A 20,941-nucleotide genomic window follows, 5' to 3' on the forward strand; every position below is an offset into this window, starting at 1 on the left:
ATGACCGGCCGCGCCGCGGACAGCGGCGGCGGCACGGGCCTCAGGCGAGTCCTTCCAGCAGTCGCGAGGCCTCGGCACGCGCGGCAGGATCGCCGGCGTCGGCGACTTCCCGCAGCAGGTCACGGGCGGTATCGGTGTCACCGAGATCGATGTAGGCGCGCGCCAGCTCGATGCGCTCCGCGCCGCCCGGGGACGGGTCGAGCGCGGCAATCACGGCGGCCACCGCGGCGTCCCGTCCGGCAACGGCGTCCACGCCTGGTGCATCGTCCGCGCGGTCAGCCGAAGGCTCCGCCGCGTCCGGGCCGGTCGTGGTCGTGGCCGCATCGGCGCCCACGGCGTCGGCATGCCAGGCGGGGGTGACCGGTCCGGGCGACCGTGGCGCCGCCATCCCGGCGGACGAGGCCCGCTCCTGGACCGGCGGCGCGGCGTCGGCAAGCGAGGCTGCGTCGAAACGCGGTCGTGGCGCGGGCTTCGGTGCACGGCGGATCAGCAGCCAGGCGACTGCGGCCACCAGCAGCAGGCCCAAGCCGATCCACGCCCACGGCAGGCCACCGGCCTCGGCCGGCGCGGCCGGCGCCACGTCGGCGGTGGGTTCGGAGGTTGCCGCGAGGCGCTCCTGCACCGCGGCCAGCTCGCTGTCCTTCATGGTGATGAGCTCGGCCTGCTGGGCCTGCAGGCGCTCGAGGTCCGCGACGCGGGCCTTGAGCTCGTCCACTTCGGCTTCGCGCGCGGCCAGGGTCTCCTGGTTCTGGTGCAGTTCCTGTTGCAGTTCCTGTCGCAGCATTTCGCCCTCGCCACCGGCCTGGATGCCGGATCGTATTCCTGCCTGCTGCCCACCCGCCGCCGATGGCGGCACGATTTCCAGGCGCGCGTCGGCGGTGCGTGCCGCGGCATCCGCCCCCGGAGCGGCCCCGGCCTCGCCGGCCTGCGCCGGCGCGGCGCCAGGCGTCGTGGCGCTGGTGGCCGCGTCGGCGGCGGCTTCGGGCTGCGGAGCCGGGCGCGTCATGTCGCGCCACGCCGCCACCTGCTCGCGCATCAGGGCGCGCGATTCGCGCAGGTCGAGCCCGGCGATCTCGCTGCGCTCGGGGATGCGCAGCACCGCCCCCTCGCGCACAAGGTTGAGGTTGTTGGCGATGAAGGCTTCGGGATTGGCTCGGAACAGTGCCACGATCGCCTGCTCGCGGGTGATGCCATCGCCCGCCAGCTGCCCGGCGATCGCACCGATCGTTTCGCCGGCCTTCACCGGGCCGTACTCGCCGGACGGCGCGGCGGCCTGCGCGACCGGCGCCGGGGAGGCGACGGGCGCGGGCGCACTGCCGGCCGGGGTCGCGGGCACCTCGGCGGGCGCGTCGCCGGCCTGCCCGGCGGAGACGGCATCGGCAGCCGAGGCATCGGCAGCCGCAGGGTCGTCTTCCGTCGCGGCACCGGCGGTCTGTGCGGCATCGCCGGTCGTGTTCGACCCGGGCGCGCGCACGATGGTGTTCGCGGGCGCGGCGGCGGGCGCCTCGATCGCCGGCTGCGCCGGCGCCGCCACGGTCTGCGGTGCGTCGACCAGCGCGGAATACTCGCGCACCAGGCGCCCCTGCCCCCAGTCGACCTCGACCAGGAAGGTCAGCATCGGCTGGGTGACGGGCTCGCGCGTGGTGACGCGGATCACCGGTTCGCCGCGGGCGTCGAGCGCGACCCTGAACTCCAGGCCTGCCACCACGCTGTCCGGCGCCGGCAGGCCGATGCGCCGGAACGTGTCCGGCGAGGCCAGGCGCGCGCGCAGCTGGTCGAGTTCGGCGGAATCGTTGGAGATCACCTGGATCTCGGCCAGCAGCGGCTGGCCGGCGCGCGACTTGACCTCGATCCGTCCAAGGCCCAGCGCAAGCACCTGGCCCGCGAACAGCACCAGCAGCACGCCGCACATGGCGGCCCAGCGGATCGCTCGCATCATTCGCGGTGTCGTGTGCACTCGTTCCCCCGTTGCATCGCGTGGACTCTAGCGGCCCGCGGCCTCGAATGGCAACGCAAGGGCCGCATCAGTGCCCGCCGATCACCAGTTCCGCGACCTGCACCGCGTTCAGGGCCGCGCCCTTGCGGATGTTGTCGGCCACCACCCACAGGTTGAGCCCGCGCGGGTGCGAGAGGTCCTCCCGGATGCGGCCGACAAAGACCGGATCGGCGCCGGAAGCGTGCGTGACCGGCGTCGGGTAGCCCCCCGCAACGCGTTCATCCACCACCTCGACTCCCGGCGCGGCTTCCAGCAGCGCGCGTGCTTCGGCGGCGCTGATCTTTTCGCGGGTTTCGATATGCAGCGCCTCGGCATGGCCGTAGAACACCGGCACCCGCACCGCGGTCGGGTTCACCTGGATGCTGTCGTCGCCCAGGATCCTGCGCGTCTCCCACACCAGCTTCATCTCCTCGCGGGTGAAGCCGTTGTCCATGAATTCGTCGATCTGCGGAATCAGGTTGAAGGCGATCTGCACCGGGAAATGCGCCGGCTCCGCGCCCCGGAACCCCAGCAGCGACGCGGTCTGCCTGCCGAGTTCCTCGAGCGCTACGCGGCCTGCGCCCGACACCGACTGGTACGTCGCGACGTTGATGCGCTCGATTCCCACCTTGCGATGGATCGGCGCCAGCGCCACCAGCATCTGCGTGGTCGAGCAGTTGGGGTTGGCGATGATGCCGCGCGGGCGCTGCTTCACCGCCTCGGGGTTGACCTCGCTGACAACCAGCGGCACGTCGTGGTCCTGGCGGAAGACGGACGAGTTGTCGATCACCACGGCGCCGGCGGCGGCGAACTTCGGCGCGTATTCCCTGGAAACCACAGCACCCGCGGAAAACAGGGCGATCTCGACGCCGGCTGGATCGAAGGTCGCCAGGTCGCGGACAACGACGTCATCCTCGCCGTAGGCGACCGTTCCGCCGGCCGAGCGCTCGCTGGCCAGCGCGACGAGCTCGCTGACCGGGAACCCGCGTTCGACCAGGATCGAGAGCATCGCTTCGCCCACCGCACCGGTCGCGCCAACCACGGCCACCTTGTATCGCCTGCCCATGGACACTCCGTTCATTGAGGGCGCGACCGTTGCCGCGCAGCCCTGCATTATCGCGCGCGGCTGGCGGAATGTGCGGAGCACCGGGGCGCGGCCGCAAGCGCGGTTCACCTGCGCCCTGGCCGCGGCCCCGCACTCGCCGACCCGGGCGGCTCAGGCGGCTCCGGCGGCTCCGGCGGCTCAGGCCAGCGTCGTAGCGTCGTCAGCCGCGGCGCGCAGGCCCGGATCCAGCGCGATGCGCTCGTCGAAAACAAAGCAGCGGCCTTCATATCCGGCGCCGCCCGTGGCTTCGAAGTAACCGAGGATCCCGCCGTCGAGCTGCAGGGCGTTGCCGAAGCCCGCGTCGCGCATCCAGCGCACGGCTTTTTCGCAGCGGATGCCGCCGGTGCAGAACCCGACCACGGTGGCATCGGCGAGCGCCTCGCGGTGCGGCTCGAGGGCCGCCGGCAGGTCGGTGAAGTTGTCGATCGGCAGCGTGAGCGCGCCGGCGAACGTGCCGTGGCCGACTTCCTCGCGGTTGCGGGTGTCGAGCAGTACCAGCCGCCGACCGTCATCGTCACGTCCGCGCGCGATCCAGCGTGCCAGGTCCACGGGCGCCACTGCCGGCGCGCGACCCTCCAGTGGCGAGACCCCATCGCGGCGGAAACTGATGATCTCGGGCTTGTGCTTGACCTTCAGGCGCGCGAACGGCTGCGTGTGGCTGTAGCTGACCTTGGCCTGCAGGCCAGCGAAGCGTGCATCACCGCGCAGCAACGCAAGGAAGGCGCCGATGCCGGCTTCGCTGCCGGCCAGGAACAGATTGATGCCCTCGTCCGCGACCAGCACGGTCCCGAGCAGATCCTGCGCTTCGGCCCAGGCGCGGATACGCACGACAACGGCGGCGGGATCGTCGACAACGACGAAATGATAGGCGGCGATGCTGGTGTACATCGCCTCATTCTACGGAATGCGTGCTGCGGCAGCCGCTGCGCGCGGTTTCAGGCAACGGCTGAAGTGACCGGATTCGGCGGCCGTCCGGCATCGGGGCCGACGCCCATCGCCGCGATCAGGTTGTCCACCGCCAGCGAGACCATCGCGCGCCGCGTAGGCAGGCTCGCGCTGGCGATGTGCGGCGTCAACACCACGTTGCGGCAGGCGGTAAGCCGCGGGTTCACCACGGGCTCGCCCTCGAAGACGTCCAGCCCGGCAGCCGCCAGGCGCCCGCCCTGCAGCGCCTCCGCGAGCGCGCCCTCGTCGACCAGCCCGCCGCGGGCGATATTGGTCAGCGTGGCCCCGGGCTTCATCCGCGCCAGCGCGGCGGCATCGATGATGTGGCGGTTGGCCGCCGTGTACGGCAGCACCAGCACCAGGTGGTCGGCCGCCGCCAGCAGCGCGTCACGCTCCACCCAGGTCGCGGCGCAGTCGCGTTCGACCGCCGCCGGCAGCCTGCTGCGGTTGTGGTACAGCACGCGCATGCCGAAGCCGCGCGCGCGCCGCGCGATGCCCTGCCCGATCCGGCCCATGCCGAGGATGCCCAAGGTGCTGCCGTGGATCTCCGCGCCAAGCAGCTCGTGGAAGCCCCAGCCCTGCCAGTTGCCCGCGCGCAGCCAGTGCTCGGCCTCGGTAATCCGTCGCGCCGCGGCCATCATCAGCGCGAAGCCGAAGTCGGCGGTGGTTTCAGTGAGCACGTCCGGCGTGTTGGTGGCGACGATGCCGCGCGCGGCCAGCGCCGCGACATCGAGGTTGTTGTAGCCCACGCCGACGTTGGCGATGGCGCGCAGCCTCGCGGCGCCGGCGAGTTCGGCCTCGCCGATGCGGTCGTTGAGCGTGACCAGCGCGCCGTCGGCATCCGCCAGCGCGGCAGCGATCGCCTCCGGCGCGTGGTCGGTGACGCGCGCCGTTCGCGTGACGTCGAACCACCGGTCCAGCCGCGCCTCGATGTCTTCGTACAGCGGCTGCGATACCCACACCTTCGGCCTGGTGTCAGCCATCCACGGACCCGTCGCGCGACGCCGGTATGCGCGGTGACACATCACCCACGTCGCCGCACTGCGCGCGGTGGCGCAGCGCCTGGTCCATCAGCTCCAGGGCCAGCATCGCCTCGCAGATGGGGGTCGCGCGGATGCCGACGCAGGGGTCGTGGCGGCCGGTGGTGACGATGTCGACAACGCCGCCCTCGACATCCACGCCCGGCACCGGCAGGCGCAGGCTGGAGGTCGGCTTGAACGCGACCGAACACACGATCTGCTGGCCGCTGCTGATCCCGCCCAGTACGCCGCCGGCGTGGTTGGACAGGAAACCATCCGGCGCCATCGTGTCGCGGTGCCGGCTGCCTTTCTGCGCCACGCTTGCGAAGCCGGCGCCGATCTCCACGCCCTTGACGGCATTGATCGACATCATCGCCGCGGCGATGCCGGCGTCGAGCTTGCCGTAGACCGGCTCGCCCCAGCCTGGCGGCACGCCGTCGGCGACCACGGTGACACGCGCACCGGCCGAATCCCCGGACTTGCGCAGCGCGTCCATGTAGGCCTCGAGCTCCGGAACCTGCGCGGCGTCGGGCCAGAAGAAGACATTGCTCTCGACCGCATTCCAGTCATGAACCTGCGGCACGAGCTCGCCGATCTGCGCAAGGTGGCCGCGCACGTGCACGCCGTGGCGTTCGGCCAGCCACTTTTTCGCGATCACGCCCGCGGCGACGCGCATCGTGGTCTCGCGCGCGGAGCTTCGGCCGCCGCCGCGCGGGTCGCGGATGCCGTATTTGTGCCAATAGGTGTAATCCGCGTGCCCGGGGCGGAACTGCGTCGCGATGCGCTCGTAATCCCTGCTGCGCGCGTCCGAATTGCGGATCAGCAGCGCGACCGGGGTGCCCGTCGTCAGGCCGTCGTACACGCCCGACAGGATCTCGACCACGTCGTCCTCGCGGCGCGCGGAGGTATGCCGCGAGCGTCCGGTGGCACGACGCTCCAGGTCGTGCGCGAAGTCTTCCGCGGCCAGCGCGATGCCCGGCGGGCAGCCATCGACCACGCAGCCGATTGCCGGGCCGTGGGATTCGCCGAAGGTGGTGACGCGCAGCAGCTGGCCGAAGGTGTTCAGGGCCGCGCCCTGCGGCGATCCGGCTGGCCCGCTGGCGCGCGCATCAGAACAGGCTGTCCGGCTCGGTGCCGGCAACGCCCGCGCCCGCTGAGGGCACGCCCGCCGCGATGGCGGCAGCCGCCGCTGCGCCGCCCTCGCGCTCCGCCGCCAGCGCGGTGATGCGCGCGCTGTGGCTCACCAGGTCATGGCGCTCGACCACGAACACGCCCATCTGCCCGACCTTGAACTCCACCCACATCAGCGGCAACTCGGGCAGCAGCTTCGACAGCGCGCGCTCGGCCTCGCCGACCTCGCAGATCAGCACGCCCTCGTCGGACAGGTGCAGCGGCGCGTCGCGCAGGATCTTCAGCACCAGGTCCAGGCCGTCGTCGCCGGCGCGCAGGCCCATTTCGGGCTCATGGACGTACTCGGCCGGCAGCGCGTCGGTCTCGTCGTTGGTGACGTAGGGCGGATTGCTGACGATCAGGTCGTAGTGTTCGCCCTGCAGGGCGGAGAACAGGTCGGACCTGAGCAAGCGGACGTTGTCGGCCATCAGCCGGCGCTCGTTCTCGCGCGCAAGCTGCAGCGCGTCGTCGCTCAGGTCGACGCCGTCGACGTGCCAGTCCGGGTTGTAGTGCGCCATGGCGATGGCGATGCAGCCGGAGCCGGTGCACAGGTCCAGCGCGCGACGCACCTCGCGGCCGGCAAGCCAGGGCTCGAAGCCCGACTCGATCAGCTCGGCGATCGGCGAACGCGGCACCAGGGCGCGGCTGTCGCTCTTGAAGCTCAGGCCCGCGAACCAGGCTTCGCCGCACAGGTAGGCCGCGGGCACGCGTTCCTCGATCCGGCGGATGAACAGCGCGAGCACGTCTTCCTTCTCGGCCTCGGTCAAGCGCGCGGTGCCGTACACCGGGCTCAGGTCGTGCGGCAGGTGCAGCGCATGCAGGGTGAGCTGGGTCGCTTCATCCAGGGCGTTGTCGTAGCTGTGGCCGAAGGTCAGGCCGGCCGCGTTGAAGCGGCTGGCACCGTAGCGGATCAGGTCGATGATGGTCTGGAGCTGCTGGGTCGTCATGGCGCGCATTCACGGCGCTTTCGCCGGGGCGGGCAGTATAGCGAAGCGGCCGCGGACTCCGGCGCCGCCCGTTATCATGTCCGGTCACTCCCGGCGTCCGAGGCACCATGTTCAACCGCACCGTCCTGATCGTGCTCGTGGCCGCGCTTGCCGCCGGCCTCGGCCTTGTCGCCTCGCAGAAGTGGTTCGGCCGCGACCGCGCCCCGGCCCACCCCGAACTCGAGACCGTGCGCCTGTTTCCCCAGGCCCGCGAGCTGCCGCCGTTCGCGCTGCAGCAGTCCGACGGCACCCAGCTGGTTCCCGGTGAACTGCACGGACACTGGACCCTGGTGTTCCTGGGTTTCACCCACTGCCCCGACGTCTGTCCCACCACGCTCGCCGACCTGTCGCGGGCACAGAAGGCCTGGGAACCGCTGCCCGAGGCGCAGCGGCCGCGGGTGCTGTTCGTGTCGGTCGACCCGGAGCGCGACAGCCCCGACCGCATCGGCGAATACGCCGCCTTCTTCCACCGCGACACCCTCGCCGCCACGGCCGACATCCCGGCGCTGGAGGAATTCGCGCGTTCGCTGTCGCTGGTGTTCATGAAGGTCCCGGCCTCGGCTGACGCGCCGGCCGACCAGTACACGATCGACCACTCGGCCGCGCTGGCGCTGCTCGACCCGGCCGGGCGGATGGCGGGCGTGATCCAGGGACCGCTGGACCCGGAGGCGATCGCCGCCGACCTCGCCACGCTGACCGGCTCACCCCGGTGAGCCTGGTCACCCGGCTGAGCTACGCCCTCCCCCATCGCCTGCTCTCGGGGGCGGCGCGCCGCCTCGCGTATTCCGACCATCCACGCCTGCGCCGCTGGCTGATCGACACGGTGGTCAGTCGTTTCGGCGTGGACCTGTCCGAGGCCGCCGACCCCGACGCGGCGGCCTATCCCACCTTCAACGCCTTCTTCACCCGCGCGCTGCGCCCGGGTGCGCGCGTGGCCGATCCCGACCCGGCCGCCATCCTGATGCCGGCCGACGGCCGCATCAGCCAGTGCGGCCCCATCCGCGACGGGCGGATCTTCCAGGCCAAGGGCCAGTCCTTCACCGCCGCCGAGCTGCTGGGCGACGACACCGCCGCCGCGCCCTACGCCGACGGCCTGTTCGCCACCGTCTACCTGTCGCCGCGTGACTACCACCGCGTGCACATGCCCTGGGATGGCCGGCTCCTGCGCACGGTGCACGTTCCCGGCCGCCTGTTCAGCGTCGGCCCGGCGGCCGTGGCCCGCGTGCCGCGGCTGTTCGCGCGCAACGAGCGCCTGGTCTGCCACTTCGCCACCGACTTCGGGCCGATGGCGGTGGTAATGGTCGGTGCGCTGTTGGTATCAGGCGTGGAAACGGTCTGGAGCGGGGAGGAAATCCCCGCCTACGGCGACCGCGTGGCCAGCAAGGATTACATGGGCGAGACGGTGGATCTGGCGCGGTTCGAGGAGATGGCGCGCTTCAACTACGGCTCCACCGTGATCGTGCTGCTGCCCCCGGGCGTGGCCGAACTGGCGCCGGCGCTCGGCGCCGAAACGCCGGTGCGGCTCGGCCAGCGCCTGGCAACGCGCACGTCCTGACGCCGCGAAGGCGCTGCTGCGCGTAGAATCTTCCACCCCGCAGGCCATCCGGCCCACCAGAGGCCGCTTGATGAGTTCCGACGCCCCAACCCCGCTGTTCACCGATCTCGGCCTGCCGCAGCCGTTGCTGCAGGCATTGACCGCCGTCGGCTACGAAGCACCCTCGCCGATCCAGGCCGCGACCATCCCGCCGCTGATGGCCGGCCGCGACGTGCTCGGCCAGGCCCAGACCGGCACCGGCAAGACCGCTGCCTTCGCCCTCCCGGCGATGGCGCGCCTTGACCCGGCTGCGCGCAAGCCGCAGGTGCTGGTGCTGGCACCGACCCGCGAGCTCGCGATCCAGGTCGCCGAAGCCTTCCAGACCTACGCCGCCTTCCTGCCCGGTTTCCAGGTGCTGCCGATCTACGGCGGCCAGGGCTACGGCCCGCAGCTGCAGGCCCTGCGCCGCGGCGTGCAGGTCATCGTGGGCACGCCCGGCCGCGTGATCGACCACATGGAAAAGGGCTCGCTGGACCTGTCCGAACTGCGCATGCTGGTGCTCGACGAGGCCGACGAGATGCTGCGCATGGGCTTCATCGACGACGTCGAGGCGGTGCTTGCGCGCACCCCCGAAACGCGCCAGGTGGCGCTGTTCTCGGCCACCATGCCGCCGCCGATCCGGCGCATCGCGCAGAAATACCTGCGCGACCCGGTCGAGGTCGCGATCAAGTCCTCCACCAGCACGGCGCGCAACATCCGCCAGCGTTACTGGATGGTCAGCGGCACCAACAAGCTCGACGCCGTGACCCGGATCCTCGAGGCCGAACCCTTCGACGGCATGATCGTGTTCACGCGCACCAAGCTCGCCACCGAGGACCTGGCCGCGCGCCTGCAGGCCCGGGGCTTCGCCGCCGCCGCCATCAACGGCGACGTGGTGCAGGCCCAGCGCGAGCGCACCATCGCGCAGCTGAAGGACGGCAAGATCGACATCCTGGTGGCGACCGACGTCGCCGCGCGCGGGCTCGATGTCGACCGCATCAGCCACGTGCTGAACTACGACGTGCCTTACGACACCGAGAGCTACGTCCACCGCATCGGCCGCACCGGCCGCGCCGGGCGCAGCGGCGAGGCCATCCTGTTCATCGCGCCGCGCGAGCGCAACATGCTGCGCTCGATCGAGCGCGCCACGCGCCAGCCCATCGAGCAGATGGAGCTGCCCAGCGTGGAGACCGTCAACGACGCCCGCATCGGCAAGTTCAAGCAGTCGATCACCGATACCCTGGCGGCCGGCGAGCTCGGCCTGTTCCAGTCGCTGGTGGAGGACTACGAGCGCGAATTCAACGTGCCCGCGATCGAAGTCGCGGCGGCGCTGGCGAAGATGGCGCGCGGCGACGTTCCACTGCTGCTCGATCCGCCGCGCGCGAAGCCCGCGTCCGCTCCGACGGCCTTCGGCCAGGAACGCGAATACCGCGAACGCCCTGCCCGCCATGAGCGCGCGGACCGCGGCGAGCGCCCGGCGTTCCCGAAGAAGGAGCGCGTGGCACGCGCTCCGTCGCCGGGCATGCAGACCTTCCGCGTCGAGGTCGGCTACGACCACGGCGTGAAGCCGGGCAACATCGTGGGCGCGATCGCCAACGAGGCCGCGCTCGAATCGAAGCACATCGGCCGCATCGAGATCTTCGAGGACCACAGCCTGATCGAGCTGCCCGAAGGGATGCCCGAGCAGACCATGACCCACCTCAAGGGCGTCTGGTGCGCCGGTCAGCAGCTGCGCATCACCCGCGACGGCGAAACGCCCGACACCTCGGGCGCCAAGGGCCCCGGCCGCAAGCCATTCGAGAAGAAGCCCTTCGCGAAGAAGCCGTTCCCGCCGCGCAAGCCGCACCGCAAGGGGCCGCGGGAGGGCTGAGCCGCCGGCCCCCGCGACGAAGCCACGGCCGAACGGCTGTCGGCTTTACGGCTTTACGGCTTGACGGCTTGACGGCTTGACGGCTTGACGGCTTGACGACTGTACGACCGGACAGCCGGATTCGCGGCGCGCGCCGCGGTCGCGCGCTGCACCTGCCTTTGTGGGAGCCGCTATAGCGGCGAACGCGGCCACGCCCGTACCGAAAACCCACGCGTCGCCCGCAGCGTTGGCCATGGCGCTGCCCGGACGGGGGCCCCTCAGGGGCCGAGGACGTGGATCACTTCCTCGAGCGGTGGCCAGCCCAGCATCGGCGCCAGCCACCAGTAGGCGGCGACCACGATGAGCAGCCACAGCGCGATCTTCAGCACCACGCCCGCGACCTTGAACGCCAGGTAGAGGCCGATGACGATGGCGACCAGGCCGAGCCAGGTCACGTTCGCACCCTGGCGCACTCCGCGCACGCCGCGACGCTGGACGGAAGGTGGTGAGGCTGGCGGATGCAAGCGTGCATCCACGCATTCTACGTGGGCGCTGCGCCTGCGTGCCGACGTGCGCGGGAAAGGGCTGGCGGGCGGCGTACGGAACGTGGGGGGGCGTGATGCCATTGCCGGAGGCTTCGCCGCGCCAGCCCCGGGCTATCCTGTCGCGATGACGATCTCCTGCGACGTGCTGGTCATCGGGGCCGGCGCAGCCGGGCTGATGTGTGCGATGACCGCCGGCCGGCGTGGCCGGCGCGTGCGCGTGGTCGAGCGCGCCAACAGGCCCGGCAAGAAGATCCTGATGTCGGGCGGCGGACGCTGCAACTTCACCAATACCGGCACCGGGCCCGCGAACTTCATCTCGGCCAACCCCCACTTCTGCAAATCGGCGCTGGCGCGCTACACGCCCGCGGATTTCATCGAACTGGTCGACCGCCACGGCATCGCCTGGCACGAAAAGGAACTCGGCCAGCTGTTCTGCGACGACTCGGCCAAGCTCATCGTGCGCATGCTGCTGGACGAGTGCGCCGATGCCGGCGTCGACGTCGACATCGGCTGCGACGTCCATGGCGTCACCCGCACGGACACCGGGTTCCTGGTGGACACGGCACGCGGACAGATGGCCGCCGGATCGCTCGTGGTCGCCAGCGGCGGGCTCTCGATCCCCAGCCTCGGCGGCAGCGGCCTGGGCTATGCGCTGGCGCGGCAGTTCGGGCACGCGGTCCTTCCCACGCGAGCCGGGCTGGCGCCGCTGGTCCTCACCGGCAGCCATTCCGAACGCCTGCAGGGCCTGAGCGGCGTGGCGCTGGAGGTGGCTGCCTCGAGCCGCGGGCAGTCGTTCCGAAACGCCATGCTGGTCACCCACCGCGGCCTCAGCGGCCCGGCAATCCTGCAGGTGTCATCGTACTGGGATGCCGGCGAACCGCTGTCGATCGACCTGCTTCCCGGCACCGATGCGCTGGCCTTCCTGCGCGAACAGCGCGCGGCCCGCCCGGCCACCGAGTTGCGCAACGTGCTGGCCGAGCGCATGCCGCGGCGCTTCGCCCAGCGTCTGTGCGAGCACTGGCTGGGCGACCGCCCGCTGCGGCAGTTCGATGAGCCGGCGCTGGCGCGCGCCGCGGCCGCGCTGTCGGCGTGGCCGGTGGTGGCCAGTGGCACCGAAGGCTATCGCACCGCCGAAGTCACCCTGGGCGGGGTCGACACCGACGGCCTGTCCTCGTCGACCATGATGTCGCGTCAGGTACCCGGGCTGTTCTTCATCGGCGAAGTGGTGGACGTCACCGGCTGGCTTGGCGGCTACAACTTCCAGTGGGCCTGGGCGTCGGGGCGCGCCGCGGGCGGCGTCGCCTGACCAGGCTGCGTCGGGGATCTCCGGCGGCTCAGGCGCCGGATTCGTAGCTGGCCGCGGCGCACAGTTCCGTGTCCCGGGCCGCGGCGGCTGGAATGCCATCGCCCTGCAGCGCGATCAGCTTGACCACGCGCATGTCCTGCTCGACATAGCTGGCCAGCGCCAGGAAGCCGGTCTTCATGCTGCCGCAGAAGCCCTGGCCGTCATCGGCGCGGGTCTCGTCAAGCACGCGCCTGAGCTCCACGGGGTGACGGGCGTCGATCATCATCATGTCCGCGTAGCGCTGCCCCGCGCTGAACTCGTCGCCACCGCGGACGATGGCCACCCGCTCGGTGACGAACAGAGCGCCGTTGTCACCGCGGATCCGCGAATCCTCGATCTCCAGCGCCCCGGTCATCGCGGTGGCCACCCGGTCAGCAGCCACGAAGCGGCCAAGCGCCACCGGCTGCAGCGTGGGCGGCGCGGCGCGCTCGATGGGAGCGTTGGCGGTGTCGGGCTCAAGCGAGGCACGGGGTGCCGGCGGCGGTGCGCTGGTCACCGGCGGCTGGCCCGCACCGGGTCCAGCGGCGACACCCTCGTCGCGCGCGCAGCCGGCCAGCGCGAAGGCCACGGAACAGGCGAACAGACCCCAGGCCAGGGCGGAGCGGCAGGTACAGAGGTTCAATTCGGGGTCCGGCGTTCTGGTGACAGGCGCCGATGATAAGCGTCCGGCGTTCAGCGCGCGTCAGGGGCTGACCCGAGGTCGGGCGGCGTCGGCAGTTCCGGCGTGTTCTCGCTGAGGATGCGCAGGCTTTCCTGCTCGCGGCGGCGACGCTCCGCGGCGGCCTCGGGACCCTCCCCGTCCTGCACGCCATCTCCGCGCACGGGACCGGCCGGCCGCAGCGACGTCCCTGGAAACACGCCCCGCGGCCTCGCTTCGGAAGTTGCCGTCCCGCGCTTGCATTCGGCCTGCACCGCGCCGGCCGCCACCGCGCCACCGGCGACTTCCTGCACGCGCACCGCCAGCCCGGACACGTCGCCGTGCGCGGCCAGCGTCCGACAGGCCACAGCCACCGTCGACTGCGCCGCCCCGCGCCCGGATACCACCAGCAGCACGGTCATGCGATCGACCCAGCCGGCGCCGCGCACGCCCGGCATCGCGGCCAGGTCGCGGCGCGCGGCCTCCCGGCGCACGGCGGCGCCGCGATCGGCCAGCAGGATGTCACGATGGACCTGGGCACCGAGGTCGGCCAAGCGCGCGGTCGCGCCCTCTCCGTCACCGGCACGCGCATCGCGGCCGATCGCCTCGACTTCGTCGGCCACCACCGCGTCCGCTGCGCGGTCGACCGCGGCCGGCGCTGCCGCCACGAGCGGTCGCGCGGCTACCGCGGGCTGCACGACGGCCGCGGCCGGCGCCGCCACCCCCGCTGCCGCCACCGACCCGTCCACAAGCGCGGGTTCCACCGATGGCGCTGCGCCGGGCCCCAGCCAGTCGCGGACCTGCCGGTATCCGAACCACGGCAGCACGAGCACGAGGACGACCACGATCCGGAACGCGAGGCGGCCACGCTGCTTCATGCGATGCGCCGTCCGGTCCGGCCAGTGCGCCGCCTTCGCCGGGCGCTCGGGCTTCACGTCCAGGCGCGCCACAGCAGGACCACCGGCAGCGCCGCCAGCGCAAGCAGTAGCACGATGCCGGCGGCCGCCCGCGCCACGCGGGCCGGCTCATTGCGCAGCACATCGGCGAAGGTCTCCGCGCTGCCCGTGCGCAGCGCTTCCACGCGCTCGGCGCGGGCACGCGCCTGGCGCGCCGCCTGGTACTCGTCCATCAGCTTGCGGGCCCGGGGATAGTCGGCGTCCTCGCTGACCCAGATGCCGCCGTAGGAGATGCCCCATCGGCTGGGCAGGGTCTCGTGGAACGCGATGTCATGGGCATCCAGGAATCCGCGGACGTCGTCCGCTTCGTCGTCCGGAACCATCCTCATGTTGAGCAGCAGCTTGGCCATGGGCGAAGGATACCCGGCGGCCGGCTTCAGCCGTCGATGCCCAGGCGCCGGCGCAGGTTGGCGCGCGCGGCAGCGTCCAGGCGGTCGTGGAAGTACTCGCTCAGGTAGATGCGATCACGGCGCAGCAGCGCGCGCAGGAAACGGCGCCGGTTGATGCGGTACAGCGGGCCCGGCACGGCGTCGCGGTATTCCTCGTCGATGGCCCGGTCGTAGGCGTCGAAGGCCGCGGCGTCGGCGCCCAGGATGGCCATGTCGCAGTCCAGGAAGTGGCGGCGGTCGTCGCCATCGGGGCCCTCGCCGAGCGCCCCGGGCCGGAGGGTCCCGTGGCGCGCGGTCAGTTCGATCAGGTCCACGACATGCTCCAGGTCGACCCCTGCATCGGGCAGCCAGCGTGCGATTTCGCCAGCGGCCAGGCGCGCGGAGCGGGCTTCGTTGTCGCTGCGGCCGGCCTCGTGGATGGCGTCGTGGTAGAGCACCGCCAGCCACGCTTCGACGGGACGCGCCCAGCCGCGTCCAGCGGCCACCTCGTCGAAGTGGCCGAGCACCACCTCGACGTGTCCGAAGTGATGGTAGGCGCGTGGCGGCGATGCATAGGCGGCCTGCAGCCGCGCGCGCATCTCCGGTGGCAGCGCGATCAGCTGGCGCACGCCGGATCCGAGCGCAGCGCGAGTTCGCGCGCCACCTGCTGGAACGCCGGTGCCAGCTCATGCCATCCATCGCCGTCGAGCGCGGCGCGCGCCGCCTGCAGATCCGCATCGTCCCCGCGCGGGCCTTCGCCAAGCCATGCGAACACCACGCGATTGCTCATCTTCGCCTCCTGCACCACCAGGACGCGATCGCCACCGAACACGTCCCTGAGCTGCATGATGTAGGGCGCGCAGCCGTCGCCGTGCAGATTGCTTGCCATCACGCCGCCCGCGGCCAGCGCGTCGCGGCAGGCGCGATGAAAGGCCGCGGTGGAGAGCGCGGCGGGAATGCCGGCGGCATCGTAGCCGTCGACCAGCAGCAGGTCGTAGCGCGCGGGGCGCGCGGCGATGAAGCGCGCCCCGTCGTCCAGCCTGACGTGCAGCCGCGCATCGTCATCCGGGATGCCGAAGGCACGCCGCAGCCCGATCACGCCGGGATGGTTCTCCACCACCTCCAGCCGCGCCTGTGGCAGGTGCCGGTGCAGGAACTTCACCTGCGACCCGCCACCAAGCCCGACGATGCCGATGCACCGCGGCCGCGGCCGCCACAGCAGCGCTCCCAGCATGGTCCGGGTGTAGTCGATCAACAGGCTGTCCGGCGCGTCACCACGCATCCGGCTCTGCGTCTGCCCGCGCCGGAAGTGCAGCGACACATAGCCCTGCCGGCTCTGCAGCCGCGCCGGCGGCAAGCGCACGCCGGTGGGATCCAGCGGGCCGGCCCCGCACAGCCGGGCGCACGCTTCTTTCAGCTTTCCGAACCAGCCGCCGTCGCCCGCCACCCACACCTCCCGCAATCGATCCCGAGAGCGTAGCGCAGCCCGTCCGAAGCGTCAGAAGCGGCTGCAAACGTTTACAGGACATGAAACCTGAACGCGGATCCGCCGAACGGTGGATTATCAGAGCGCGTTAAGCCTCGGCGACGTGAAGTGGACGCGGACGACTCCGGGAGCACCCCCATGACCTTGCATCGAATCTCCATGTTCCTGGCCATCCTGCTGGCCGCAAGCGCGGTTCCAACCGTCGCCGACGCGCAGGAGCGTCCCCGGGCGCGCGATGCCGTCACGCAGCGCGCCGACGACGCCCGCTCCGGTACGCACGATGCGGACCGCAAGGCGCGCGACCAGCGTGCCAGGCCGTCGCGCGCCAACGGCGCGCGCGGAGCGGATCGACGTGACAACCCGCCCCAGCAGCGGCGCCAGGCAGAACCGCAGCGGCGCGACGCACAGGCGCGGCAGCAGCAGCATCAGCAGCAACGGCAACGGCAACGGCATGAGCAGCAGCAGGCAAGGCAGCGCCAGCAGCAGGGCCAGCAGCAGAAGCGCCGGCAACAGGAGGCTCGCGAACGGCGGGACGCGCAGGCACGGCAGCGCGGTGCCGAACAGCCGCGGCAGTCCCAGGCACGTGCGCGCCTGCAGCAGGTCGGGCAGGAGCAGGCTGCGCGGCGTCAGGCCGAGCAGCGCGAGACCCGAGGTCGCCGCGAAGCAAGCCGGCGTCGCGCCGGGGACAACCGCGATGCGGACCAACGCCGCCTGGCCGACCAGCGCCGTGACGCGGAACAGCGTCGCGATGCTGGCCAGCGCCGCGATGCCCAGCAGCGCCGTCTCGCCGAACAGCGCCGGGACTCCGAACGGCACCGCCAGGCGGATGGACGCGACCGTCGCGCGGTCGACCAGCGCGAGCGTGAACGACGCGTCGCCCAACAGCGGCAGCGAGACGCCCGGCACCAGCGCCACCTGCGCGAGATGCGCGACGCCCAGCGCCGCCACGAGCAGCGCCTGGCCCAGCAGCAGCGGCTGAACCAGCAGCGCTACCTGCGCGACTATTACGCCCGGGTGCGCGCACGCGACCAGCGCTGGGGCAGCTACGACCCGGGCTGGTACTCGGCGCCGGTGGCCTACCGCTACCAGCGCGCCGGCAACTACCACGACATCAACCGCTACACCGCCAACCTGCTGCAGCAGGCCGTGGACCTCGGCTACAGGGAAGGACGCCACGCCGGCCGCGCCGACCGCGACGACGGCTGGCGGCCCGACCACCGCAACAGCTACGCCTGGCAGGACGCCAGCTACGGCTACAACGGCTGGTACGCCGACAGCGCCGAGTACACGCACTACTTCCGCGAGGGCTTCGAGCGCGGCTACGAGGATGGCTATTACGAGCGCAGCCGCCACGGCCGTCGTGGCGACAACGGCGAATACCTGATCCTGGCCGCGGTGCTCTCGGCGATCCTGGGCTTCCAGCAGCTCTGACGCGACGATCGGATGGCGCCGGAACATTGGCGCCATCCCTTTTTCAGCGGAGCTGGCTGTCCTTGCTCCCGCGACGGTTGTAGCCCGCCTGCCCCGCCTCTTCCTCGTCCTGCGCGGCCTGGCAGGCCACGCACAGCCGGACACCGGGCACGGCCTTCCGCCGCGCCTCCGGGATCGGCTCGGCGCACTCCTCGCAGTCCTCGCGTCCGGGGCCCGTGCGCAAACGCCTGCGCGCACGCTCGATGGCGTCCTTCACGGTCGCGTCAATCTGGTCCTGCACGGCACCGTCGCCGGCCCAGCCGGTGGCCATTGCTGATTCTCCACGGGAGGATATCGCCTGTTATCGGGGTCCGGGCCGCTCCTTGCAAGTCCATATGCCACATGGCACATGTCTTGCTTACATCGATGGCGATGACCTGCCCGTGCACTCCCGCAGTCGCCCTTCGCCGGCGCCGCCGCATCGTCGCGGCGGCCCTCGCGCTGCTGGCGTGCCTGGGCGCCCGAGCGGAACCCGCCGGCGTGGTCCGCCTCGAATCCCATGGTCCCGAACAGGGGCTGCCGCAGTCGACCGTGAACGCGATGGTCAACGACGACCTCGGCTTTCTGTGGGTGGCGACGCAGGACGGGATCGCGCGTTTCGACGGACACCGCTTCCAGGCATGGCGGGGCGAGGACGAGGCGGCGGACGGCAAGGAGGCACAGCGCATCGTCAGCGGAAGCATCGACACGATGGCTTTCGATGCCGGTACCCGACGTCTGTGGCTGGGCAGCAACGACGCGGGGCTGGAGATCCTGGCGCTGCCCGACTGGTCCCGCGTGCGGATCGACAGGTCGCGGGGCCTTGCCCACCACCACGTCAACCGGCTCGCGCTTGACGGTGCGGGCGGGGCCTGGGTCGGCACCGGCAAGGGGCTGGACCATGTGGTCGCCGCCACCGCGGCGGTGACCCACCTGGGAGGCGACGCCGAAATCGTCGGGCTCGCGCCCCTCGCCGACACCGGCACGGCCCTGGCGCTCGGCCGCGACTGCCGCCTCTGGCGGGCGACCCGTACCCGCCTCGACCTGCTGGCCCGGCTGCCGGCAACCGCCGATGACTGCGTCGCCCTGCAGGTCGGTCCCGAGGGTGCCTGGGCTGCCAGCGGGCGCGATGGCCTGTTCCTGCTGGACACGGACAACGGCCAGGTGCTCCGCAGCCTGCCCCTCCACGCGCTGCTGCCCGATGCGCAGCCGGCCACCAGCCTGCTTCGCCGGCGCGACGGCAGCGTCCTGGTGGGCTTCCGCGGCGGCCGCGTCGCGCAGCTTGCCGGTCCCGCCGCCACCCCCGCCAGGCTGGAGCTGGAACGGCGCCTGGACAGCGCGGTGATCGCGCTGCACGAGGACCCCGCCGGTGCGCTCTGGATCGGGACCTATACGTCCGGGCTCCACTACGCGCGCCCGCTGTCGGCGGTGGTGCGAGCCGGCAGCGCCGAAGCCGGGGCCCCCGGCGGCTGGCCCCGGGGCAGCATGCGCGCGATCCGGCGCGTCGGCGGCCACATCCTGCTGGGTACCGATACCGGCCTGTTCGAACGCCGGCCGGGTGCCGTGGATTGGCAGGAAGTACCGGCATTCGCCGGCCAGTCGGTGCGTGCGATCGCGCCGGCCGGGGACGGCGGCTGGTGGATCGGCAGTTACGACGGTCTCTGGCATTGGCCGGGCCGCGGAGCCGCGCGCGCCATCCCGGGGCTGCCCGACCAGCGCATCGACGCGATGCTGGTCGAGTCGGGCGAAGGCTGGATCGGCACCCGCGGCGGCCTGGCACGGATGCGCGAAGGCCGCATCATCGACGGGCACGCGCTCGAGCCCCTGCTCGGCAGCCAGGTCACGTCGCTGGCGCGTTCCGACGGCAGGCTCTGGATCGGGACCAATGCCGATGGCCTCTGGCAGCTCGACGACGGGGGAGCGGGGACGCCGGTCCGGGTGTCGCCCGGGGCCCTGCACCATTCGTTGTGGTCGCTGGCCATCGAGGGAGGCGCGCTGTGGGCGGGCAGTTTCTCCCGGGGCGTGTACCGCATCGACCTGGGCAATGGCGGCATCCGGCGCTACGGCGTGAGCGACGGGCTCGGCAGCAACGTGGTCTACGCAGTCCTGCCTGACGCGCTGGGCCGGCTCTGGGTCAGCACGAACGACGGGCTGTCCGTGATCGACCCCGCCAGCGACAGCGTCCAGGTCCTGGGGCCGCGCGACGGCCTGGCCAACCGCGAGTACAACAGCAGTTCGGCCTTCCGCGACAGCGACGGAATGCTGTATTTCGGCGGGACCCGCGGCATCGACGTGCTGGATCCCGCGGCACTCCCCCGGCAGAGCCCCGCCGCGCGGCCGGTCCTGACGACGCTGCGCACCACGCCGCTGGACGCCAACGTGGGCGGCCCGCGCGAAACCGACATCGTCTACGCCAGGCAGCTGCAGCTCGCGTATCGCGATCGCATGGTCAGCATCAGCATGGCGGCGATCGACTTCGCCGCGCCGGAGGCGGCGCAGGTGCGCTACCGCGTCCTCGGCCTGCACGAGGACTGGGTCTACGCACACGCGCCCCGGGCTGAATTCTCGGTGACCGACCTGCCCCCCGGGCGCTACGTGCTCGAGGTGGAGGCCGCGGGCCGCGATGGCCGCTTCGGCGAGCCACGCCGCCTGGGACTGGCCATGGCGCCGCCCTGGTGGCGTCACCAGCTGGCGTACACGGCCTACGTGCTCGCCCTGCTCGCGCTGCTGGCCCTGGTCGCGCGCCGCGTCGACACGGCCATGCGGCGCGAGCGCAGGCAGGTGGAGTTGCTCGAGCGCACCGTGGCCGAGCGCACCGCCCAGCTGCAGCTCGCCAACCAGCGCCTGAGCCGCACCAACGCGCAGCTCACGATCGCCACCCGCCGCGACCCGCTCACCCGCATCTCCAACCGGCGCGACCTGCAGGAATGGCTGGGGCGCGAAGCCGCGTCGCTGCTCGGCCGGATGGAGGCCGCCGACGGCGGCAGCGACCGGCTCGTGTTCCTGATGATCGACATCGACGACTTCAAGCGCGTCAACGACATCCACGGACACCAGGCGGGCGACGAGGTCCTTGTGCACTTCGCCGACCGCTTGCGCCTGCTGAGCCGCGACGACGACCTGCTGGTCCGCTGGGGCGGCGAGGAGTTCCTGCTGATCTCGCGCTTCAACTGCATGGAGCATGCGGCGCTGCTGGCCGAGCGCATCCGCGACGTGATCGCCACCCAGCCGATCCGCCTTGGTCGCGGCGTGGCCCTGGACCTGAGCTGCTCGATCGGATTCGCGCCGTGGCCGTTCTCGCTCGACTGGCCGGGCATCGGCGACTGGAGCGCCTGTGTGGGCCTGGCCGACCGCTGCCTGTACGCGGTCAAGCGCGGCCGCAAGAATGGCTGGGTCGGGATCGTGCCGGGCGATGCCCCTCAGCCGGACGCGATCCAGGCGCTGCTGGCCGGCGCGCATCCCGACGACGTGGGCACCGGCACCGCGCGCGTGCTGCAGTCGGATCCGGAACCGCCGCCCTTCGCACGCTGACG

The 20,941-nt window shown here is 71.9% G+C and carries 19 protein-coding genes and 1 pseudogene; 6 read left to right on the forward strand and 14 right to left on the reverse strand.

The window, feature by feature from the left end; translation table 11 throughout:
* Positions 1-40: 40 nt before the first annotated feature.
* The 6 genes and pseudogenes from WCE39_RS06285 to prmB form a co-directional block, all read right to left on the reverse strand.
* The gene (locus WCE39_RS06285; RefSeq protein ID WP_452299564.1) at positions 41-1,939 is read right to left on the reverse strand and encodes a type IV pilus assembly protein FimV; all 1,899 of its coding nucleotides are present in this window, start codon (positions 1,937-1,939) and stop codon (positions 41-43) included.
* An 85-nt stretch (positions 1,940-2,024) separates the two neighbouring features.
* Positions 2,025-3,041 carry an aspartate-semialdehyde dehydrogenase gene (locus WCE39_RS06290; protein WP_452299565.1) on the reverse strand — a complete coding sequence of 339 codons (1,017 nt, stop codon included), beginning with the start codon at positions 3,039-3,041 and terminating at the stop codon, positions 2,025-2,027.
* Positions 3,042-3,218: 177 nt separating this feature from the next.
* Positions 3,219-3,968 (reverse strand): sulfurtransferase, encoded by a 750-nt coding sequence (locus tag WCE39_RS06295; protein WP_343275818.1) that lies wholly within the window; start codon positions 3,966-3,968, stop codon positions 3,219-3,221.
* A gap of 47 nt (positions 3,969-4,015) precedes the next feature.
* Positions 4,016-5,008: a 2-hydroxyacid dehydrogenase gene (locus WCE39_RS06300; RefSeq protein ID WP_343275819.1), complete on the reverse strand. Its 993-nt coding sequence runs from the start codon at positions 5,006-5,008 to the stop codon at positions 4,016-4,018.
* Positions 5,001-6,110 carry a chorismate synthase gene (aroC, locus tag WCE39_RS06305; protein ID WP_343275979.1) on the reverse strand — a complete coding sequence of 370 codons (1,110 nt, stop codon included), beginning with the start codon at positions 6,108-6,110 and terminating at the stop codon, positions 5,001-5,003. Before aroC ends, WCE39_RS06300 begins: the two co-directional genes overlap by 8 nt.
* A 136-nt stretch (positions 6,111-6,246) precedes the next feature.
* Positions 6,247-7,161 (reverse strand): annotated as a pseudogene (prmB, locus tag WCE39_RS06310) (50S ribosomal protein L3 N(5)-glutamine methyltransferase); the annotation flags it as partial.
* Between the two features lie 107 nt (positions 7,162-7,268).
* Here prmB and WCE39_RS06315 point away from each other — a divergent pair.
* From WCE39_RS06315 to WCE39_RS06325, 3 genes are all read left to right on the forward strand, one after another.
* Positions 7,269-7,913 carry an SCO family protein gene (locus WCE39_RS06315; RefSeq protein ID WP_343275820.1) on the forward strand — a complete coding sequence of 215 codons (645 nt, stop codon included), beginning with the start codon at positions 7,269-7,271 and terminating at the stop codon, positions 7,911-7,913.
* Positions 7,910-8,755: an archaetidylserine decarboxylase gene (asd, locus tag WCE39_RS06320; protein WP_343275821.1), complete on the forward strand. Its 846-nt coding sequence runs from the start codon at positions 7,910-7,912 to the stop codon at positions 8,753-8,755. Before WCE39_RS06315 ends, asd begins: the two co-directional genes overlap by 4 nt.
* Positions 8,756-8,825: 70 nt before the next feature.
* Positions 8,826-10,643, forward strand: coding sequence for a DEAD/DEAH box helicase (locus WCE39_RS06325; RefSeq protein ID WP_343275822.1), 1,818 nt, complete (start codon positions 8,826-8,828; stop codon positions 10,641-10,643).
* 257 nt (positions 10,644-10,900) lie between these two features.
* Here the strand turns inward: WCE39_RS06325 and WCE39_RS06330 are convergent, their stop codons facing one another.
* Positions 10,901-11,077 carry a hypothetical protein gene (locus tag WCE39_RS06330; protein ID WP_343275823.1) on the reverse strand — a complete coding sequence of 59 codons (177 nt, stop codon included), beginning with the start codon at positions 11,075-11,077 and terminating at the stop codon, positions 10,901-10,903.
* A gap of 214 nt (positions 11,078-11,291) precedes the next feature.
* Here WCE39_RS06330 and WCE39_RS06335 point away from each other — a divergent pair, with 214 nt between their 5' ends.
* Positions 11,292-12,473, forward strand: coding sequence for a BaiN/RdsA family NAD(P)/FAD-dependent oxidoreductase (locus WCE39_RS06335; RefSeq protein ID WP_343275824.1), 1,182 nt, complete (start codon positions 11,292-11,294; stop codon positions 12,471-12,473).
* A 28-nt stretch (positions 12,474-12,501) separates the two neighbouring features.
* On the opposite strand, the gene WCE39_RS06340 is transcribed toward WCE39_RS06335, so the two are convergent.
* From WCE39_RS06340 to WCE39_RS06365, 6 genes are all read right to left on the reverse strand, one after another.
* Entirely contained in the window at positions 12,502-13,134 is a 633-nt protein-coding gene (locus tag WCE39_RS06340; protein WP_343275825.1) for a hypothetical protein, read from the reverse strand.
* Between the two features lie 50 nt (positions 13,135-13,184).
* Positions 13,185-14,027 carry a hypothetical protein gene (locus WCE39_RS06345; RefSeq protein WP_343275826.1) on the reverse strand — a complete coding sequence of 281 codons (843 nt, stop codon included), beginning with the start codon at positions 14,025-14,027 and terminating at the stop codon, positions 13,185-13,187.
* A gap of 53 nt (positions 14,028-14,080) precedes the next feature.
* On the reverse strand, positions 14,081-14,455 hold the full coding sequence (locus WCE39_RS06350; protein ID WP_343275827.1) for a DUF6164 family protein: 375 nt from the start codon (positions 14,453-14,455) through the stop codon (positions 14,081-14,083).
* A 26-nt stretch (positions 14,456-14,481) separates the two neighbouring features.
* Positions 14,482-15,072, reverse strand: coding sequence for a hypothetical protein (locus WCE39_RS06355; protein WP_343275980.1), 591 nt, complete (start codon positions 15,070-15,072; stop codon positions 14,482-14,484).
* A 17-nt stretch (positions 15,073-15,089) separates the two neighbouring features.
* Positions 15,090-15,920, reverse strand: coding sequence for a spermine/spermidine synthase domain-containing protein (locus WCE39_RS06360; RefSeq protein WP_343275828.1), 831 nt, complete (start codon positions 15,918-15,920; stop codon positions 15,090-15,092).
* Positions 15,921-16,037: 117 nt separating this feature from the next.
* On the reverse strand, positions 16,038-16,907 hold the full coding sequence (locus WCE39_RS06365; RefSeq protein ID WP_343275829.1) for a hypothetical protein: 870 nt from the start codon (positions 16,905-16,907) through the stop codon (positions 16,038-16,040).
* Here WCE39_RS06365 and WCE39_RS06370 point away from each other — a divergent pair.
* Positions 16,884-17,390: a hypothetical protein gene (locus WCE39_RS06370; RefSeq protein WP_343275830.1), complete on the forward strand. Its 507-nt coding sequence runs from the start codon at positions 16,884-16,886 to the stop codon at positions 17,388-17,390. The genes WCE39_RS06365 and WCE39_RS06370 overlap by 24 nt on opposite strands.
* Before the next feature lie 43 nt (positions 17,391-17,433).
* On the opposite strand, the gene WCE39_RS06375 is transcribed toward WCE39_RS06370, so the two are convergent.
* Complete coding sequence (locus tag WCE39_RS06375) at positions 17,434-17,700, reverse strand: DksA/TraR family C4-type zinc finger protein (RefSeq protein WP_343275831.1); 267 nt, start codon at positions 17,698-17,700, stop codon at positions 17,434-17,436.
* Positions 17,701-17,909: 209 nt separating this feature from the next.
* On the opposite strand from WCE39_RS06375, the gene WCE39_RS06380 reads away from it, so the two are divergent.
* Positions 17,910-20,939, forward strand: coding sequence for a diguanylate cyclase (locus tag WCE39_RS06380; protein ID WP_343275832.1), 3,030 nt, complete (start codon positions 17,910-17,912; stop codon positions 20,937-20,939).
* The last annotated feature ends 2 nt before the right edge of the window (positions 20,940-20,941 follow it).

This window comes from Luteimonas yanweni (assembly GCF_039548475.1).
Classification (GTDB): Bacteria; Pseudomonadota; Gammaproteobacteria; order Xanthomonadales; family Xanthomonadaceae; genus Luteimonas.

Bases quoted from the DNA above. Each gene is read 5' to 3' on its own strand.
- WCE39_RS06350 (WP_343275827.1), bottom strand. From the start codon at position 14,455: ATGGCCAAGCTGCTGCTCAACATGAGGATGGTTCCGGACGACGAAGCG.
- WCE39_RS06325 (WP_343275822.1), top strand. From the start codon at position 8,826: ATGAGTTCCGACGCCCCAACCCCGCTGTTCACCGATCTCGGCCTGCCG.
- WCE39_RS06335 (WP_343275824.1), top strand. From the start codon at position 11,292: ATGACGATCTCCTGCGACGTGCTGGTCATCGGGGCCGGCGCAGCCGGG.
- WCE39_RS06375 (WP_343275831.1), bottom strand. From the start codon at position 17,700: ATGGCCACCGGCTGGGCCGGCGACGGTGCCGTGCAGGACCAGATTGAC.
- WCE39_RS06370 (WP_343275830.1), top strand. From the start codon at position 16,884: ATGCGCGACGCCCAGCGCCGCCACGAGCAGCGCCTGGCCCAGCAGCAG.
- WCE39_RS06285 (WP_452299564.1), bottom strand. From the start codon at position 1,939: ATGATGCGAGCGATCCGCTGGGCCGCCATGTGCGGCGTGCTGCTGGTG.
- WCE39_RS06315 (WP_343275820.1), top strand. From the start codon at position 7,269: ATGTTCAACCGCACCGTCCTGATCGTGCTCGTGGCCGCGCTTGCCGCC.
- WCE39_RS06290 (WP_452299565.1), bottom strand. From the start codon at position 3,041: ATGGGCAGGCGATACAAGGTGGCCGTGGTTGGCGCGACCGGTGCGGTG.
- WCE39_RS06345 (WP_343275826.1), bottom strand. From the start codon at position 14,027: ATGAAGCAGCGTGGCCGCCTCGCGTTCCGGATCGTGGTCGTCCTCGTG.
- WCE39_RS06295 (WP_343275818.1), bottom strand. From the start codon at position 3,968: ATGTACACCAGCATCGCCGCCTATCATTTCGTCGTTGTCGACGATCCC.
- WCE39_RS06355 (WP_343275980.1), bottom strand. From the start codon at position 15,072: ATGCGCGCGCGGCTGCAGGCCGCCTATGCATCGCCGCCACGCGCCTAC.
- WCE39_RS06300 (WP_343275819.1), bottom strand. From the start codon at position 5,008: ATGGCTGACACCAGGCCGAAGGTGTGGGTATCGCAGCCGCTGTACGAA.